The sequence below is a fragment of the Pseudomonas sp. BP11-1-1 genome, from assembly GCF_052112105.1.
Taxonomy (GTDB): domain Bacteria; phylum Pseudomonadota; class Gammaproteobacteria; order Pseudomonadales; family Pseudomonadaceae; genus Aquipseudomonas; species Aquipseudomonas alvandae.
Genome location: NZ_JAUTYU010000003.1, coordinates 394,600 through 413,952, shown reverse-complemented (window position 1 = coordinate 413,952; position 19,353 = coordinate 394,600). Strand labels below are relative to the sequence as shown.

Annotated in this window: 7 protein-coding genes; all 7 read right to left on the bottom strand. The window is 64.4% G+C overall.

The window, feature by feature from the left end; translation table 11 throughout:
• Position 1: 1 nt before the first annotated feature.
• The 7 genes from Q7C33_RS08530 to Q7C33_RS08500 all read right to left on the bottom strand — a co-directional run bounded on the left by Q7C33_RS08530 (position 2) and on the right by Q7C33_RS08500 (position 19,328).
• A complete protein-coding gene (locus Q7C33_RS08530) occupies positions 2–9,466 on the bottom strand; it encodes an amino acid adenylation domain-containing protein (protein WP_407683199.1) in 9,465 nt (3,154 codons plus the stop codon).
• Positions 9,467–9,507: 41 nt separating this feature from the next.
• Entirely contained in the window at positions 9,508–14,322 is a 4,815-nt protein-coding gene (locus tag Q7C33_RS08525; protein WP_407683198.1) for a non-ribosomal peptide synthetase, read from the bottom strand.
• Between the two features lie 70 nt (positions 14,323–14,392).
• Positions 14,393–15,346, bottom strand: coding sequence for a TauD/TfdA family dioxygenase (locus Q7C33_RS08520; RefSeq protein ID WP_407683197.1), 954 nt, complete (start codon positions 15,344–15,346; stop codon positions 14,393–14,395).
• Between the two features lie 159 nt (positions 15,347–15,505).
• Positions 15,506–16,435: an iron-siderophore ABC transporter substrate-binding protein gene (locus tag Q7C33_RS08515; RefSeq protein ID WP_030141567.1), complete on the bottom strand. Its 930-nt coding sequence runs from the start codon at positions 16,433–16,435 to the stop codon at positions 15,506–15,508.
• Between the two features lie 63 nt (positions 16,436–16,498).
• Positions 16,499–17,548 carry a FecCD family ABC transporter permease gene (locus Q7C33_RS08510; RefSeq protein WP_198796743.1) on the bottom strand — a complete coding sequence of 350 codons (1,050 nt, stop codon included), beginning with the start codon at positions 17,546–17,548 and terminating at the stop codon, positions 16,499–16,501.
• Positions 17,545–18,528 (bottom strand): FecCD family ABC transporter permease, encoded by a 984-nt coding sequence (locus tag Q7C33_RS08505; RefSeq protein WP_030141569.1) that lies wholly within the window; start codon positions 18,526–18,528, stop codon positions 17,545–17,547. The genes Q7C33_RS08510 and Q7C33_RS08505 overlap by 4 nt, the downstream gene beginning before the upstream one ends.
• The gene (locus Q7C33_RS08500; RefSeq protein ID WP_217859654.1) at positions 18,525–19,328 is read right to left on the bottom strand and encodes an ABC transporter ATP-binding protein; all 804 of its coding nucleotides are present in this window, start codon (positions 19,326–19,328) and stop codon (positions 18,525–18,527) included. The genes Q7C33_RS08505 and Q7C33_RS08500 overlap by 4 nt, the downstream gene beginning before the upstream one ends.
• Positions 19,329–19,353 lie beyond the last annotated feature (25 nt).

The window sequence follows — 19,353 nt, the reverse complement described above, 5'->3', positions numbered from 1 at the left end:
CTCACATTTCCATCTCGGCCAACAGGCGCTGCATTTCGTCCAGGGCTTCGTCGGTCGACGGCCCCTGGGGTTTTTCTATCTGTTCGGCGAGCGCGGCGATCGTCGGGTTCTGGAACAGGCTGCGCAGTTCGAGCTTGACGCCGAAACGGCTCTCGACTTGCGTCATCAAGCGCATGGCCAACAACGAATGACCGCCCAGCTCGAAGAAGCTGTTGAACACCCCGACCTGCGGCAACGCCAGCAGCTCCTGCCAGATGTCCGCCAATTGCTGCTCCAGCTCGCTGCGCGGCGCTACACCCTGGATCGCCACCGGCTGCGGTGCCGGCAAGGCCTTGCGATCGATCTTGCCGTTGGCGTTAAGGGCCAGGCGCGGCTGTTCGATGAAGCCAGCCGGAATCATGTAGCCCGGCAACACGCCTTCCAGATACCGACGCAGCGCCGCCTGATCGACCGGGTTCGGTGCCTGCAACCAGGCAAACAGACTCTGACTGCGCGAGTCGATCATCACCACCGCCTCCTCCACGCCGGGGTAACGGCGCAGCAGCGATTCGATTTCACCGGGCTCGATGCGGAAACCGCGCACCTTGACCTGGAAATCACCGCGACCGACATAAGCCAGCCGCCCGTCGTTGCGGCGGCGTACCAAGTCGCCGGTGCGGTACATGCGGCTACCCGCTTCGCCGGCATAGGGGTCGGGCAAATACGCCGCCGCCGTGGTGGCCGGCGCGTGCTGGTAACCCCGGGTGACGCCGGAGCCGGCGATATACAGCTCGCCCGTCGCCCCCAGCGGCACCGGGCGGAGCATGTCGTCGAGCACGTAGCAGAGGGTATTGAGCAGAGGCATGCCGATGTCGGCGACGCCGGACGGCACGTCCTGCAATGCCTGGGTGGTCGACCAGACGGTGGTTTCCGTCGGGCCGTAGGCGTTGATCAGCGCCACGCCACGGCTGCGCAGTTCATTCACCAGCTCACCGGGCACCGCCTCGCCACCGATCAGGCCACGCAGCGGCGGCCAATCGACCTGGCCGGTTTCCAGCAGTATCTGCCAACCCGCGGGTGTGGCCTGGAATACCGTGGCCCGGCGCAGCAGCCCGAACAATTGATGTCCATCAACCACCTGCTCGCGGCGCGCCAGCAGGATAGCCGCGCCGTTGACCAGCGGCAGGAACAGCTCCGGCTTGCACATATCGAAAGCGTACGTGGTGCTGGCGAGCCAGACATCCTCGGCGCCGAGCGGCAGCAAGCGATCGAGGCCGGCCAGCAAGTTGCTCAGGTTGCCCCGGCTGACCTGCACGCCTTTCGGTGTGCCGGTCGAGCCCGAGGTGTAGATCACATAGGCGCGCTGCTGCGCATCGATCGGCAACGCGAGGTTGGCGTCGCTGCGGGTGTCCAGCGGCAACCGGTCGAGCAGGACGTGATCGACGTCGCCTAAAGCCTCGGCGCACAGGCTTTCGCTGAGCACCAGGGCCGGACGCGCATGCCCGATGATGAAGCCCAGCCGCTCGCTCGGGTGCTGCGGATCCAGTGGCAGGTACGCCGCGCCGGCCTTGTGGATCGCCAGCAGGGTTGGCAGCAGCCATGGGCCACGACTCAGGCAGACGGCAACCAGGTCATCGGTGCCGACACCTTGCGCACGCAGCCAATGGGCCAGGCGATTGCTGATGGCGTTGAGTTGCGCGTAGCTCAGTTGCTGGTCCTGGCAATCCACCGCCAGCGCCTCGGGCGACAGGACGACCTGCTGTTCAAAACGGGCGATGACGTCCATCACCGGCGCCAAGGATTGCGCAGGTCGATTCCATGGGCGCTGGGCCAAGGCATGATCGGCGTTGGCCAGGTCGATGTCCCAGAGACGCGCATCCGGTTGTTGCAACATGCCTTCGAGCAGGCAGCGGAACTCATCGGCATAACGTTGTGCGGTGTGTGCCAGGAACAGGTCGGTGTTGTATTCCAGCACGCATTGCCAGTCCTCGCCCTGCTGCTCGATGTGCAGGCCGATGTCCACCAGGGCACTGTCGCTTTCAACGTTGAGCCGCTGTGCCGGCAAGCCGGCGAAATGCTGCTCGAGCGTTGCGTTGGCGTCGCGCTGGATCAGGTTGAACAACGCCTGGAACAGCGGCGTGTGGCTGAGATCGCGGCGCACTTGCAGAGCTTCCACCAAGCGTTCGAACGGCACGTCGGCATGCTGTTGCGCCGCCAGGTGCGTGGCTTGCAATTGCTGCCAGAACTGCTCGACCGATTGCCGGGGATCGAGGTGGCTGCGCAGGACCTGGGTGGTGGCGAAATAGCCGATCAGGTTGTCGGTGTGGGCCTGATGTCGATGGGCGACCGGCAGGCCGATCCAGATGTCCCGTTGGCCCGAGTGTCTGGCCAACAAGGTTTTCCAGGCGGCCAGCAACGGTGCGAAAGCGGTCAGGCCGTGGCGCTGCGCCGTCTCGCGCAGGCGCTTGACCAGGCTCGCCGGCAGGTTGAAGCGCAGGCGCTGGCCCTTGTAGCCCTGCTCGGCGGGCCGCGGCATGTCGGTCGGCAGGTTCAGCACCGGCGGCTCGCCCGCCAAGGTACGGCGCCAGTAGTCAAGCTGCGATTCGATCCGCGCCTGCCCCGCGGGGCTTTGCCAACTGGCCGCGATGTCGAAAAACTGCAGCGGCAAGGCTGGCAGGCAAGCGTCGCGTCCTTCCAGCAAGGCTTGGTAGATGTGTTGCAGTTCGGCGAAGAGGATTTCCAATGAGCGCGCATCGGCAATGATGTGGTGCAAGGTCACTTGCAGCACGCTTCGGCCCGGGCCTTGGTACACCCGCACCCGCCACAGCGGCGGCGCGGTGAGGTCGAACGGACGCTGCGCCTCCTGGCTGAGCTTCTGGGCGAAGCCGCTGGAATATTCGTCGTTTTCCAGCGGTTCGAAGCTCAGCGGCATCGCGCCGAGGTCTTCGACATGCTGGCGTGCGCCCTCGGCGGTGTCGCTGAACACCGTCCGCAGGCTGTGTTGGCGAATCACCAGGTGCGCCAGCGCCTGTTCCAGCAATGCGGGTTGCAGGAGGCCGTCCAGGCGCAAGGCCAGGGACAGGTGATAGGCCTGGGTATCGCCCTGCAAACGGTCGAGGAACCACAAGCGTTGCTGAGTGAAATGCAACGGTGCGAGGGGGGCTTCGAACGGACGCAGAATGCCGTCGGCCTCGGTGCTGGCCTCGGCCAATGTCGCGGCGAGGTCGCGCAGCACCGGTTGTTCGAACACGCTGCGCAACGGCAGGCGCCGACCATGCTGTTCGGCGATTCGTGCCACCAGCCGCGCCGCCAACAGCGAGTGCCCGCCCAGGGCAAAGAAATTATCGTCCGCGCCAACGTCGGTGCATCCCAGCAGCTCTTGCCAGAGGCCAGCCAAGGTCTGCTCCCACTCGCTCGACAATGCGCCCTGCTGGCCGTCACGCTGCTGCGGTGCTGGCAGAGCCTTGCGGTCGACCTTGCCGCTGGGGCTCAACGGCAGGGTGTCGAGGCGAACGAATTGGCTGGGCAGCATGTAGTCCGGCAACTGTGCGCCGAGGCTGGCGCGCAGCGTCGTTTCGTCCAGCGCATCGCCAGCGTAGTAACCCACCAACCGCGCCGATTCCCCGCTGCCGAGCAGCACCACGGCCGCCTCGCGAACCCCGGGGACGCGGGACAACAGCGCTTCGATCTCACCCAGCTCGATACGGAAACCCCGCAGCTTGACCTGGAAGTCCAGGCGCCCGAGGTAATCCAGGCTGCCATCGCTATTGCGGCGCACCCGGTCACCGGTACGGTACATGCGCGCGCCGGCCACGAACGGATCCGGCAGGAACGCCGCGGCGGTCAGGCGCGCGGCAGCGAAATAGCCGCGACCCAGGTTGGCCCCGGCCAGGTACAGCTCACCGGGCACGCCGGCGGCGACCGGTTGCAGGTCGGCGTCGAGCACGTAGGCGGAGGTATTGGCCACCGGTTGCCCGATCGGCACCTCGACCGCGCTTTCGTTGCCACTGCGCACTTCGAAGGTGCTGTAGACGGTCGCTTCCGTCGGCCCGTAGCCGTTGATGACCTTGGCGCCCCTGCCCTCGATGGCTTCGGCCAGCGCGCACGGCAGGGCTTCGCCACCGGAGACGGCTCGCACGCCCTGCCAACTGCGCGAGGTGTGCGCCACCAACATCCGCCAAGTGGCCGGCGTGGCCTGCATGACGGTGGGTTGTCCGGTCAGCAACAATTGATCGATCGCTTGCGGATCCCGCGCCTGCTCCCGATCGGCCAGGAGGATGCTGGCGCCATGGGCCAAGGGCAGGAGCAACTCGACGATGGCAATGTCGAACGTCGCGGTGGTCAGGGCCAGGACCCGGTCGCGGGGCGTCATCGGCAAGACCTGATCGACGGCCAGCATCAGGTTCATCAGGTTGCCACGGCTGATCGCCACGCCTTTGGGCCGGCCGGTGGAACCCGAGGTGTACAGCACGTAGGCGAGTTGACCGGCGATGCAGGCCACAGGCTTGCACGGGAGGGCCGAGCCGCTGGCGTCGATGTCCAGCAACGGCAGCCCGGTGTTCCACTGCGCCAACACGCCGAGGCTCGCGGTGGTGCCCAGGCATAACGTGGGCTGCGCCGCTTCGAGAATGTGACGGCCACGCTCCGGCGGCGTGTCTTCGGCCAGCGGCACATACGCCGCACCGGCCTTGAGCACCGCCAGCATGGCCATAGGCAGGCGTGCGTCGCGGGGCAGGCTCAACGCCACGCGGTCTTCGACACCGACGCCATGGGCTTGCAACGTCGCCGCGAGCGCCTCGGCGGCCTGGTCCAGCTCGGCGTAAGTCAGTTGTTGATTGCCGGCCACGACGGCAATCGCCTCCGGCTGGTGGGCAACCTGAAGCGCGAACGCTTCGAGGATGTCCCGTTGACCGGCCACCGCGCGGCCATCGATCCGCGCCAGCGCCCGTTCGGCGGGCTGCCATGCCAGTTCACCCAGCGGCTCGGCAGCTTGCTCGATCAGCGCATCGAGCAAGGCCAGGTATTGCTCGGCCATGCCTTGCACGGTCTGCTCGCGGAACAGATCGCTGCTGTATTGCAAGCTGAGGCTGATGCCATGCTCGCTGTCGCGCACGTCCAGGTGCAGGTCGCACAAGGCGCTGTCGGGGCGGTTGTCCAGCGGTTCGGCGATGACGTCGGTGAGTTCGAAACGCTCCAGGGCGTTGCCCGGGAAGTAGTTGAACATCACTTGGAACAGCGGGTTGTAGCTCACCTGCCGGACCACGCCCAGTTGTTCGATCAAGTAGTCGAACGGCAAGTCCTGGTGGGACTGGACCGACACCGACAAGGCCTGCAACTCGTTCATCAGTTGCAGCGGGCTGCGCTCGCCAGAGATTCTCTTGCGGTACACCAAGGTGTTGACGAAGCAACCCACCAGCGGTTGCAGCGCCGCATGGTGCCGGTTGGCCGCCGGTACACCGACGAGGATGTCGTCTTCGCCGCTGCGACTGCGCAATAACAATTGGAAAGCGGTCATCATCGGAATGAAGTTGCTCCAGCCATGACACGCGCTGAAGGTCCTGAGCCGTGCCGCCAAGTCCTCGGACAAGCGACACTCGACGCGTCCACCAGCCTGGCTGGCCTGGGCGGGACGAGGAAAATCGGCGGCCAGGTCGAGCACCGGCAGCTCGCCGGCCAGTTGCTCGCGCCAGTAGGCCAGCTCTTGCTCACACGCCTTGCTGCCCATCCATTGGCGCTGCCACACGGCGTAGTCGGCGTATTGCATTGCCGGGGCGGGCCGTGGGATCGCGACGCCCTTGCGACGATTGCGGTACTGCTCGCAGAGCCCGTCGATGATCAGTTGCAGGGACCAGCCATCGGCAACGATGTGGTGGCAATTCAACGACAAGACGAACGTCTCCGGCGCCAGGCGATACAGCCTGGCGCGCAGCAGCGGCGCCGCGTCGAGGGCGAACGGCGTCATGGCGTCGCGGCGCAGTCGTTCGTGCAGCGCGTCTTCGCTCGCCACATCGATGACCGGCAACTCAATCTCGCTGTGCGCCAGGACAACCTGGCTCGGCCCTTGAGCCGCGCCGATGAACCCGGTGCGCAGCACCTCGTGCTGGTCGAGGATCGCTTGCAAGGCCGCGTGCAGGTCAGCGACGTGCAGCTCGCCGGTCAGGCGCACGGCGCCGGCCAGGTTGTACGCCGGGCTGTCGGGGTCGAGTTGTTGCAAGAACCACAACCGTTGCTGGGCAAACGAGAGCGGCAGCGTTTCCGGACGCGGCAGCAACGTCGGCGACGGCTTTACCGCGCCGGCCTGGTTCTCCAGCCAATCGGCCATGGCGGTGATGGTCGGACGCTCGAAGACCACGCGCAACGGCAGGTCCTTGCCGCTGAGCTTGCCGATCAGGCCGATCAACTGGGTCGCCAGCAGCGAATGGCCGCCCAGCTCGAAGAAGTTGTCCTCGACACCCACCTGTCCCAGGCCGAGCACGCTTTGCCAGGCTTCGACCAACTGGCCTTGCAGCTCGCTGCTCGGCGCCACATAGCGGGCCTGGCTTTGCGCGGCAAAATCCGGCGCGGGCAACGACTTGCGGTCGATCTTGCCGTTGCCGTTGAGCGGGAAACGCTCCAGGAACACGAATGCGCTCGGGATCATGTAGGCCGGGAGATTGCCCAGCACATGCTCGCGCAACGCCTCGATACTGCTGGCGTCATCGGCCACGACGTAAGCCACCAGCACCTTGGCGCGCTGCTGGTCGTCACGGGCCACGACCACGGCTTCGCGCACGCCGGGGTAACGGGTCAGGCAAGCCTCGATCTCGTCCAGCTCGATGCGATGGCCGCGAATCTTGACTTGGTGGTCGGTGCGTCCGACGTATTCCAGGTCGCCGTTGGGCAGGAAGCGCGCCAGGTCACCGGTGCGGTACAGGCGCGAACCGTCGTTGGCGATCGGATCCGGCAGGAAGACTGCCGCCGTACGCGCCGGGTCGGCCATGTAGCCGCGCCCGACGCCGACGCCGGCGACGAAGATCTCCCCGACCGCGCCCACCGGTATCGGCTGCAAATCAGCATTGAGCAGGTACAAGCGATTGTTCAGCGTGGCACGGCCGATCGGCACGTTGATGCGTTGTTCCGGCAAGCGCTCGAGCAGCGGATGAAACGCTACGTCATCGGAGCATTCCGCCGGCCCGTAGGCGTTCATCAGCGGGATCGCCGGGTAGCGCTCGAACCAACGACGCGCCAAGGCTGGCGGCAAGGCCTCGCCCGTGGCGAGCACCCAGCGCAGGGGGGACGTTTCCAAGCCGGCGTCCAACAGACTTTGCATCAGGGACGGCACCGCTTCGAGGATGCTGATGCCGTGGCGTCCGATGGCCGAGGCCAGTGCCTCGGGATCCTGCACGACGCAATCGCCAAGGATCACGGTGCGGGCCCCGAGCACCAGCCCGGCGAGGGTCTGCCAGACTGAAATGTCGAAGCACTGCGGCGCAGTCTGGGCGATCACGTCGTTCGCATCGAGCCCCAGCCCCGGCAACTTGCCGAGAATGTTATTGAGCATGCCCGCCTGCGCCACCATCGCGCCCTTCGGCGTGCCGGTGGAGCCGGAGGTGAAGATGCAATAGGCCAACGATGTGTCGTGCACGGCGATGTTCAGGTCATCGTCGCTGTAGCTGCCCAGTACCGAAGGGTCGTAGCGTACGGCCTTGGGGCGCTGGTCGAGCAGGTCGAGGGCCTGCATCGCCAGCTCGCCCTGCCCTGCGCTATGAATCAGCAACGGTGTGCGGCTCTGGCGCAGCACCTGGGCCAGGCGCTGGGCCGGGTTGCGCGGATCGAGCGGCAGCCAACCGGCACCGGCCTTGAGCGTGGCGACAATCATCACCACCAGGTCCAGGCCCCGCTCGTCGAACACCGCGATCAAGTCGTCACTGCCCACACCTTGGGCGCGCAAGTGCCGGGCCAATCGGTTGGCGGCGCGGTTCAACTGATCGAACGTCAGGCTTTGCTCACCATGGACCATGGCGACGCGCTCTGGGGTCTGGCGAACCTGTTCCTGGAAACGCTCGACGTACAGCGGTTGCAGCAGTTGCTCGTCGGGTTCCAGCCCGCCACCGGCCCAAACCTTGTGCTGGTGGGTGATTTCACTTGCATCGAGCATCGCCAGTTGATGCAACGGCGTGCCGGCGTTTGCGTCGAGGGCTTCGCCCATGTTCAACAACAAGGTGCGGAAATGCCGCAGCATCTGCTGGACTTCTTCGCGCAGGAACCAGTCGGTTTGATAGGTCAACTGCAGGTGCAGGCGCTCGCCCGGCACGATCACCACCGTGATCGGGTAGTTGGTGTGGGTGCGGTTGGCCATGTCACTGATCAGGTAGTCCAACTGCCCCTGGCGCAGGTCGGCGGCAATGGGCGCATTCTCGAACACGAACAGGCTCTGGAACAGGTCCTGGCGCTGCACGTCGCTCCAGCGCTGGATGTCCGCCAGGGAAACACTCTCGTGCTCGCGCAGGCTCAGGTTCTCGGTCTGCAAGGCTTTCAGCCACGGGCCAAGCCCATCCTCCGGGCCACAACTCCAGCGCAGCGGCAAGCTGTTGATGAACAGGCCGACGATGCTTTCCATGCCTTGCAGGTGCACCGGACGGCCGGCAACCGTAATGCCGAACACCAAGTCGCGATCGCCGCTGTAGCGCGCCAGCAACAAAGCCCAGGCGCCTTGCACCAGGGTGTTGAGGGTCAGGCCATGCCGGGCCGCGACGTTCTGCAATGCCTGGGTCTGCCCGGGCTCCAGGAATTCGACACAGTCCTCGACCGGTTCGGCAGCGCCTTGGACACGGCCGACGTGACCGAAGCCAAACTCGTTGGGCGTGTCGAAGCCCGCCAAGCGCTGTTGCCAGAAAGCTTGGTGATCTTCCGGTTTCTGGGTTTCCAGCCAGCGAATGAAGTCGCGATACGGGCGCGGTGTCGGCAAGTTCAGTCGACGTCCTTCCCGGGCGGCGCGATAGCCGTTGAGGAAGTCCATCATGATGATCGAGAAGCACCACGCATCCATGAGGATGTGGTGGTAGCTGCGCACGAACTGGTAGGTGTCGGGCGCCAGCTTGTACAACCGGACGCGCATCAGTGGCGCCTTGGTGAAATCCAGCCCTTCGGCGCGTTCTTCGCCGAGCAATTGCTCGAGGCGGTCCTGCTGCTCGCCTTCGCTCAGGAGCGACCAATCCTCGTAGGTGATCGGCAGTTCGACCTGCTTATGCACCACCTGCATCGGGCGCTTCTGCTGCTTCCAGACGAAGGAGGTGCGCAGCAGTTCATGGCGCTCCACCACCTGCGCCCAGGCCTGGCGGAAGGCCGCGAGATCGAGGTCCGGCATGACCATGACATGGCGATATTGCAGCAGATACATGCCCTTGCCAGGGTGCATCAAGCTGTGGAACAGCAATCCTTGCTGCATGGGAGCCAGCGGGTAGATCGCTTCGATGTTGCGCGAAAGAGCCTTGACCTTGTCGTTCATGCTGACGGTATCCGAACCTGTAATGTTTGGGACGCGGGGGCTCATTGCTCGAGTTGTTCGAGCAGCCCCAGGAATTCATCGTCGGACAGGCCTGAGTCGGCGAAATCCGAAGCCGTGGCGCGGCCCACCGAGGGGGCCTGGCAGTGCTCCAGCAAGGCGCTGATCCGCTGCTGGAACTGACGCGCCAGTTCGTTCACCAACACCGGGTCGTGGACCTGCGGTGCGTAGCGCCACTCGACATGTAGCTGGCCTTCGTTGACCAGCGCCGTCACATCCAGCCAGTGCATGCGGTGGGTGCTCTCGGCGCGCATGCCGGGGCACATCGGCCGCGCGAGACGCCAGAGGCTCGATGCGCCGATCCATTGGTCGACCCGCCCCAGGTAGTTGAAGGTCAGCAGCGAGGCGGCACCCAGGCCGTGGGCCGGATCCTGGCGCAACAGGCCGTAGCCGATGCCTTGTTCGGGGACGCGGCGCAGGGCTTCCTTGGCCGCGATGATCGACGACTCCAGGTCCCACGAAGTTTCGACCGCCAGCGGGTAGCGGCTGGTGTGCCAACCGATCGAGCGCGACAGCTCGGGGCCTTGCTCCCAGCCGCTGCGGCCGTGGCTTTCCAGCTCAAGGGTGACGCGCTCGCGGCCCTGCCATTGGCCGATGACACCGGCCAATGCGGCCACCAGCAGATCCTGCACCTGGGTGCCGTAGGCCGCGTGGCAATCGCCGAGCAGTAATTGCGTTTGCTCCACCGACAGTTGCATGTCCAGTGTCCGGCTTTCGCCGTATGCATTGAGCTGTTGAGAAACGTTATGTTCGGCGGCCAACTGCTCATGCCAATAGCTGACCTGGGCCAGGACGGCGGGCTCCAGGCGATGTTGCTGCAAGGCCTCGCTCCACACATGGAAACCCGCCGAAACACCAGGCAACGCCACGCTTGGTTGCAGGTAGAGACTTTCCAGTTCTTCCAGCAGCACCTGCCAGGACACGGCATCGACAAGCAGGTGATGCGCCGTGCACAACAATGCATGGCTCTGGGAGAAATACACCCAGCGAATCAATGGCGCCTTGCCCAGCTCGAAGCCTTGTTGCCAACGCTGCAACAGCGCGTCGTCCAGCGGTTGGTCCTCGACCTGGAATAACCCGTCGAGCAGGCTCGGGGAAAAGGCCTGGTAGCGTTGCTGCCAGCCTTGCGGCGAGGTTTCGAAGACCAGGCGCAAGCTCGCGTGACGCTGCAGCAACGCGCCCACGGCCTGGATAAATCGCGGCTTTTCCAATGGCGCGTTCAACGCCAGCAGCAAGGATTGGTTCCAGTGCCCGGATTCGGTTTGCTCCTGGGCGAAGAACCATTGCTGGATCGGCGTCAGGGCAAATGCGGTGGCAGGTTCAAGCACGGCTGGCGTAGCGCCCGCCTTCACCGCGCCAAGATCAACCACCTGCTCGGCCCAACCGCGCACGGTGGGGAACTCGAAAATCTGCTTGGGCTTGAGTTGCAGCCCCTGCTGCTTGGCCCGGGCGATGATCTGCAAACTCAGGATCGAGTCGCCACCGACACTGAAGAAGTTGTCATCGACCCGCAGGTCGGGGTTATTGAGGATCTCGCGAGCGATGTCGAGCAGACGCTGTTCAAGGCTGCGCTGTGGCGTTTGCACCACTCGGGCCAAGGCGCGTACGGTCTGTTCGGCGAACAGTTGCTTGGGCGTCATCAGGATATGTTGCTGGCGCGCCAACGCGATGATCTGCAGGCCGAGGATCGAGTCGCCGCCCAAGGCAAAGAAGTTGTCATCGGGCCCCAGGTCAGGATTGCCGAGCAGCCCGCGCCAGATGCCGAGCAACGCGCTTTCGACCGCGTCCAGAGGCTCCACGATTGGAGACACTTCCTGCGCGGTGGCCGGCGCTTGCTCGGCCAACTGCAGCAATGCCTTGCGATCCACCTTGCCGTTGGGCAACAAGGCAAACCCATCGAGGCAATGCCACTGGGCCGGCTGCATGTAGTCCGGCAGTTGCGCTTGCAGGGCGGCTTGAATATCCGGCAACGCGCTCGACGGTGCGACCAGGAACGCCACCAGGCGGTTGCCCGTCAACGGCGACGGGCTGTTCAGCACTTGTACATCGCTGACGTGCGGCATCGCCCTCAGCCGTGCCGCGACTTCCGCCGGCTCTACCCGGTAGCCACGAATCTTGACCTGCTCATCGAGCCGGCCGAGAAACTCCACCTGCCCCAGATGATTGAGCCGCACCCGGTCGCCGGTGCGATAGCCATGGGCTCCGAAGCGGGTGCGATCGGCGTCGCTGGCGCTGAGATAACCCAGCGCAACGGTCTTGCCCTGCACGCAGAGCTCGCCGCTGACACCGATCGGCAACAGACGGCCGTCGGGCGAACGCACGCTGACCTGGACATTGGGCAGCGGTCGACCCAGCGGTGCCGCGCCATCGATATCGACCTCATGGGTCAACACCCCGACGGTGGTTTCACTGGGTCCGTAGTGGTTGACGATACGCAGGTCCGGCTTCAATGCCCGCAAGCGCGAGACCAGTTCATGGCCCAAGGCTTCGCCACCGGTTACCAGGCATTGGCGCGGCAGCAAGCGTTGCGGATCGTTGGCGACCAGCAAGGCGTTGAGGTGTGAAGGCACGATTTTCAGCAGGTCCACGGGCTCGCGCTCAAGCACGGCCGCCAGCTCCTCGGCGTCGAACGCCAGTTCCTCGGCCAACAGTCGCAGGCGACGGCCGCTGAGCAATGCACCGAACAAGGCCGTGTGCCCCAAGTCGGTGGCGCAACTGGCCAGGCTCGCCAGGCTGGCATCGGCTGGCAGGGCGAGGCGTTCGAGGCAGCCCGTCACGTAATGGATCAGGTTGCCCTGGCTGACCGCCACGCCTTTCGGCCTGCCGGTGGAGCCGGAGGTGTAGACGACGTAGGCTGGAAGGTCCGCAGCCAGGGATGCGCGCAACGGCGATCCATTCGACAACCCGGCACTGGGCAACGACAGCCATCGCACCGCTTCCGGCAGCCATTCCGGTCGCAGGCCCTCGCCGACCCAGACCTTGGGCGCAGCGTCCTGGCAGATGTCCTGCAAACGCGACTGCGGCCATTGCGGATCGAGGGCCAGGTAGGTGGCGCCGCACTGCCAGGCCGCGAGCATGTGCATCACCAGTTCGCGGCTGCGGGGCAGGCACAGGGCGATGCGCGCGCCCTCCAGGTTCGCGCTTGCCTGCAAGCGCTCGCCACGGGCCGCCACCGCCTGGCCGAGTTCGGCATAGCTGAGCGTACCTTGCTCGTCTTGCAGGGCAATCGACGCCGGCTTGTGGGCGCACTGCTGGGTAAATGCCTGCCAGGCGTTGCTGACCGGGACCGACATGTCCTCGCCGCTGAGGAGCGACTGCTGCGCCGGTGCCAACCAGTCGAGCTGGGCAAACGGTACGCCCGGCTGTTCGATGACCGCGTGGACCAGGGCAACGAATTGATCGCAATAGCGCGCGACCGTTTCACGGCGATACAGCGCCTTGCTATAGCGCCACCGGCAAAGGAAGCCCTCCTCCTCGTCGATCACCACCATGTTCAGCTCATGGGCCGCGCCGCGCTGCTCCGACAGCAGGCGGTCGACATACTGCTCGAACGGCGCGATGCGCTCCTTGTTGAGGGTGAACATGTGCTGGAACAGCGGCGCCCTGCCCATCTGCCGTGGCAGGTCCAGCTGTTTGACCAGGCGCGAGAACGGATAGTGGCGGTGCTGCAAGGCCTGCTTGACGGTGGCGTCCACCTGCCTGGCCCAATCGCCGCTGGACAGCTCGCGTTGCAAGCGGCAACGGATCGGCAACGGGTTGACCAGATACCCCGGGAGGTTGACGTGCTCGCGGCGCAAGCGCCAGCCGCTGGGCGTGCCCAGGACAAAATCATCCTGCCCGGACAGCACGCCGAGGAACTGCTGGAATAACGAGAACCAGCAGATATAAGGCGTCACACCCCATTGGCGGGCCACGGCACGAATCCGCGCCGCAGTGGCCGGATCGAAACGAACCGACAACTCTCCGCCCTGGAACGCCTGGTTGCTGCCGTAGTGAAAATCGGTCGGCAATTCCAGTGCCGGGGCATCGGCCAATTGCGCTTGCCACCACGCCAACTCCACCGGTTCGGCGGCTTCGCTGCGCACATGCAGGTCGCTGCAATAGTCGCGATACGCGCCCGGATTCACAGCGGGCAGCGCTTGCTCATTGATCAATGCGAACAATTCGTTGAGCACGATGTAGAACGTGGCCAGGTCGGCGGCGATGTGATGAATCACCAGCAGCACACTGTGCTCGACATGACCGGCCTGGCCATTGCTCAACAGGACGACCCGACTGACGTCGCCGGCCTCCAGGTTGAACGGCTTATCGGCCCACTCGGTGATGTGCTGCTGCAATGCCTGGGCATCGGCCGCCTGCAACGCCACGCGCTCCAGCGGCCGGACGTGCTCACGATGGCTCCACTGCAACAGGTCACCATTGCGCTCGGCATAGGCGGTGCACAGCATCGGGTAGCGCCGCTGCACCGTTTCCCAGGCGTCTTGCAGGCGCTGGGGCAAATCTTCGGTGACGAACTGCGCCTTGATGCGTCCGGCGTAGGCGATGTTATAGGCGCAGCTGTCCGGCTCCAGGCGCTGGAGAAACCAGAGCGCCTGCTCGTTATCCGTCAACGGGCGCGCCGCAAAATAATCGGGGTGCAAGGCCAGCCATTGCAGCACCTCGGCGCTGCGCGCCGTCAGTTCGCGAGCCAATTCATCATCCAGCGCCTTGGTTGATCCGGGCGTGACAACCAGTTGGCCTTCGGCTTCCGACAGGCGAATTCCACGCAGCCAGCAGCGATGCATCAGGCGATCGAGCATTTGATGTCCTTCATTTTGCTTGTTTGGAATAAGCCGCCCAATGCGGCGGCTTAATGCAAGAGCGTCGGGCTCAACCCGCGGAAGCAGGCTCGGCCATGGCGACCACGACCTTGCGCGCGCCCTGGAATGTCGAGCGGCCGTGGGCCACCAGCATGTTGTCGAGCATCAGCACGTCACCCGCCTGCCAGGGGAAGCTCACCTGGCAGCGCTGCAATACCGCACGGACATGCTCCAGGGCTTCGAGCTCGATAGGCGAGCCATCGCCGTAGAACACGTTACGCGGCACGCCCTCCTCGCCGACAATGGAAATCAGCGTCTCGCGCACGGGCGCGGCGAGATTGGAGATATGGAACAGATGCGCCTGGTTGAACCACACCCACTCCCCGGTCACCGGGTGCTGGGCCACGGCCTGGCAGACTTGGCGTGTGGACAGCTCACCGTCATCCTTCCATTGGAACTGGATCTGGTTGGCGCGGCAGAAATGCTCGACTTGGGCGCGATCTTCAGTACTGAACGCCTGTTGCCAGGGCAAGTCGAGGCCATTGCCATAGTTGCGCACGTACATCAGGCGCTTCTCGGCAAAGCGCTGGCGGACTACGGGGTCGAGTTGCTGGTAGACCTTGCGGCTGTCGGCGATAGGGGTTTCGCCGCCCACCGGAGACGCCTGCACGCAATGGAACCAGATTTTCATTGGCCAGTTGAGCGAGTAGGACTGCTCGTTGTGCAGCGGGATGACCTGGTGGGCGGGGTATTCGGTGGAGGTGTAGACCCGGTTGTTGAGTTTGGTGCGCGGCGTCGAGGCGTAGTCGTAGGTCAGCAGTTCGTGACCGAAACTGCGGGCGAACTCTTCAAAATCCGCTTCGCCCTTGAACGCAAAACCACGAAACAGAATGCCGCCCGCAAGCGGCAACTCGGCCTCAACCGCGTGCAGGATCTGCGCCCGGCTATCCTGCCAGACAGCCCCCGCGCCTGGCGCCTGGAAAATGAACGGCAAGGTCAGTTCGTCACCCGGTACGCCTTCCATGGATTGAACCTGTGCACGCGCCAAACCCGTTTCCATCTGTGATCCCTCGCCATTCCGATGAGCGTGTTTTTTTCGAGAGCACAAACTAATACAAACGAGTAACAACCGCAATAGAGAATCATTGTCATTAATGACTTTTGTATGACAATCGATACAAAGTCACTTGGCCTGAAGCACGCGTTCTCGCTCAGCAATATGGGACATCAGCAGGTAGGCGGAACCCAGCAAGCCCTGCATCGTATCGGCATAGCGGCTGCGGTTCAGGTAGAGAAACTGGCGGTTCTTCACCGCAAACAGGTTCTGCCATTGAGGCGACTGGCGAAACGCAGCCGTGCTGGCTTCCGAATCGAGCAGTTCCTCATAGGTATCGATAATGAAATCACTGTCGAAGTCGCCGATTCGCTCCAGGCTGTAAGGCACGTTCTGGCGCGCCTCGCGATACGCGGCGACACGGCCCAGGCCGAAGTCCTTGATAACGTCATCCATACCGCCACGACCGATCAGCTGGAAACCATCGGTATAGACTTCGAGCGTCGTGACCGTGATGCGCGAAGGGTCCTTGACGCGCTTCTTGAACTCGCTGACGACCCATTCGTATTCGTGGAGCATTTCTTCGTAGCGCTGCTGCTTACCGACCAGTTCGGCGAGCTGCCTGGCGTAGGTCTTGATGTCGCTTTCCCGCGAGGGCAACAGCACGACCGGTGCGATTTTGCTGAGCTTTTCCTTGAGGTCCGCGTGGTACGACAGGCCGATGATCAGGTCCGGCTTCAACGCAGCGATGGCTTCCAGGTCGGGGGCCTGGTGCGAGCCGATGTACTGGATGCCCGTCACGTCGAAGCGCTCCTGCGCACCACGGAACACCACGTCCGAGAACAGCTTCTTGCGGCCGGTCGAGCCGCAGGGCTTGATACCCAGCTCCAGCAACTGATCGGTCAAGCTGAAATCGTGCAGGGAGACGATGCAGTGAGGTGAAACAGGTACTTCGACCCGCCCGAAACTGTTCTCGAACACCTTGGTTTCAGCCGCGCCGGCGTGCATCGACATCAATGCCAACGGCACGCACAGCATGCCGAGCAATCCCTGGAACATTCCCTTCACTCTTTCCCGCACGCGTTTTTCTCCAATGTTTTCAAGATATGCATCGCTGTGTCTTCAGCGACTGCGTTGACGCGCCAACAATAGGATCAGATAAGGCGCGCCGATGATGGCGACCACCAGCCCCGCCGGCAACTGCAACGGCGGGAAAAGCCCCCGCCCCAGCGTATCGCCCGCCAATACCAGCAACGCCCCCACCAACGCCGACAACGGCATCAGCGCACCGTGACGATCACCCGCCAGTTGGCGCGCCAGGTGCGGAGCCACCAGCCCGACGAAGGTCATGGTGCCGACATTCGCCACGGCGGCCGCCGTCAGCATGACGCTGCACAGCAACAGGAAAATCATCACGCCGGTGACGTTCAGGCCACGGCTGAGCGCGACTTTTTCGCCCAATTGCAACAGGTTCAACTGACGGTGGAAAAACAGCAACGGAGCCCCCGCCAGCAGCAGCCAGATACCGAGGCTGCGGACCTGAGGCCAACCGGCCCGGTGCAAGCTGCCGCCCAGCCACATCAGCGCCGATTCCACCTGATCGATGTTGCCGTAGGTGATCAACAGGTCGGCCACCGCACTGAGCATGGCAGTCAGCCCGACGCCGACAAGAATCAACCGCAGCGGTGAAATGCCCTGGCGCCACGACAGCAATGCGACGAACAATGCCACGGCCAACCCGCCCGCCAGTGCCGCCAACGGATAGAGTTCCAGCGGCAGCAGCGTGGGCCAGAGCACGATGATCAGCAGCATCGTGACACTGGCGCCCGATTCCACCCCCACGAGGCCCGGCGCCGCCAGCGGATTGCGCGTCAACGACTGCATCAACAGGCCGGCCAGCGACATGGCCATGCCGGCGAGGATCGCCAGCGCGACACGCGGCAAACGCAACTCCCAAAGCAGGTTGCGCATCGCCGAGTCGACTCGCCCAGGGGACCACAAGGCTTGCCAGGCCTGGGCGACACCCAACGAATAGCTACCGACGGTCAAGGCGTACAACGACACGGCCACCAATGTAAACATCAACACCAGCACCCAGATCACATCGATCGGCCGGGCCACCCAAGGCAACAAGGGCAGCGTCCTGGGCAAGGTCAGTCCCAGGCGCGTCATTTGACTTTCCTCAACACCAGCGCAACGAAAATCGGCCCGCCAATCAGTGCCGTGACAATCCCGGTGTTGAGCTCGAAGGGACGCACCACCGTTCGTGCGGCGATGTCCGCCAGGATCAGCAGCAGCGCGCCGAGCAAGGGCGCGGCCAGCAACAGCCGTCGATAATCGTCGCCGAACAACAGGCGCGCAGCGTGAGGCACCACCAGCCCGACAAAGCCGATCGGCCCCGCCAGAGCGACCGCGCACCCCGACAGCAGGACCACGGAGGCCAGGCCGAACAGGCGCATTTTCAACAGGTTGACGCCCATGCCGGCGGCAGCCTGTGGACCCAGTCGATGGGCATTCAGTGCTCGGACATTGACCAGGCACAGAAGCATGCCCAACACCACGTACGGCCAGACCCACGCCTGCATCGAGCCGCCGGTCACGCCAATCGACCCGGTGAGCCAACGGCGCAGGCTGTCGAGCCCCTGCTGGTCGAGCAACAGCAGGATCGAAGTGATGGCGCTGAACAATGCCGCAATCATCGCCCCGGACAAGGTCAGCCGGATCGGGTTATGCCCGCGGCCCGCCAGCAGCAGGACGCCGACGGCTGCCACCAGCGCGCCACTGAACGCGAACAGCGGGATCATCGACAGGTCGTGCCCCGGCAACACCAACAAGCCGAACACCACGAACAATGCCGCGCCGCTGTTGATGCCGAGGATGCCCGGATCGGCCAATGGGTTGTCGCCCACGGCCTGCATGATCACCCCGGCCAGGCCAAGGCTGGCACCCACCAGCATGGCCACCAACAGGCGCGGCAAGCGGCTGCCGCGAATGACGCTCTGGTCGGCGTTGTCCGGCGCATAAGCCACCAGCGCCTGCCAGGCTTCGCTCCAAGGGATGCTCTTGGCGCCAACCGCGAGGTGCAGCAGCGCGGCCAAGCCGATGGCGACCAGCAGGCCCAGCCACACCGGCAATCGCAAACCGTGACTCACATCGCCTCCCGCACAGCCGAGGGCTGGCTACGGGTGGTTTGCGGCACACACAGCGGATCGCCCGAATAAGGGTCGGTGATGATGTGCGCGTCCAGGTCGAAGACTGCCTTGAGATTCTCGCGGGTGAAGACGTCGGCGGGCGTGCCCTGGGCCAGCAAACGGCCTTCGCGCATCATCACCAGGTGATCGGCATAACGCGCGGCCTGGTTCAGGTCATGGAGCACCGCAACGACGGTCTTGCCTTGCTCGCGCAGGTCCACCAGCAGTTCGAGCAAGGTGATCTGATGGGCGATATCGAGAAACGTCGTGGGCTCGTCCAACAGGATCACTGGGGTGTCCTGGGCCAAGGTCATGGCAATCCAGCATCGCTGCAATTGGCCGCCCGACAGCGTGGCCAGCGAACGATCGAGCAAAGGCGCGATGCCCGCCAGGTCGATGGCACGGTCAATGGCCTGCTGATCCTGCTCGGACCACTGGCGCCACCAGCTCTGCCAGGGAAAACGCCCCTGCATCACCAATTCCCGGACGCTCATGCCGGCCGGCGAGGTGGTGCGCTGGGGTAACAACGCCATGCGTTGCGCCAGCGCCCGGCGCGAATACTGGCCCAGGGCCTTGCCGGACAGCTGCACCTCGCCCGCGCTGGGCCGCAGCATGTGCGCCAACACATTAAGCAGCGTGGTCTTGCCGCAGCCGTTCGCCCCGATCAACGCCGTGAAGCAGCCTTCGGGAATATCCAGGCTGACACCGTTGAGAATCTGTTGCTCGCCATAGCTCAGCCGCACGTTGCTGGCTTTCAGCATGACCGTCCCTCCACCGCCCTAGAGG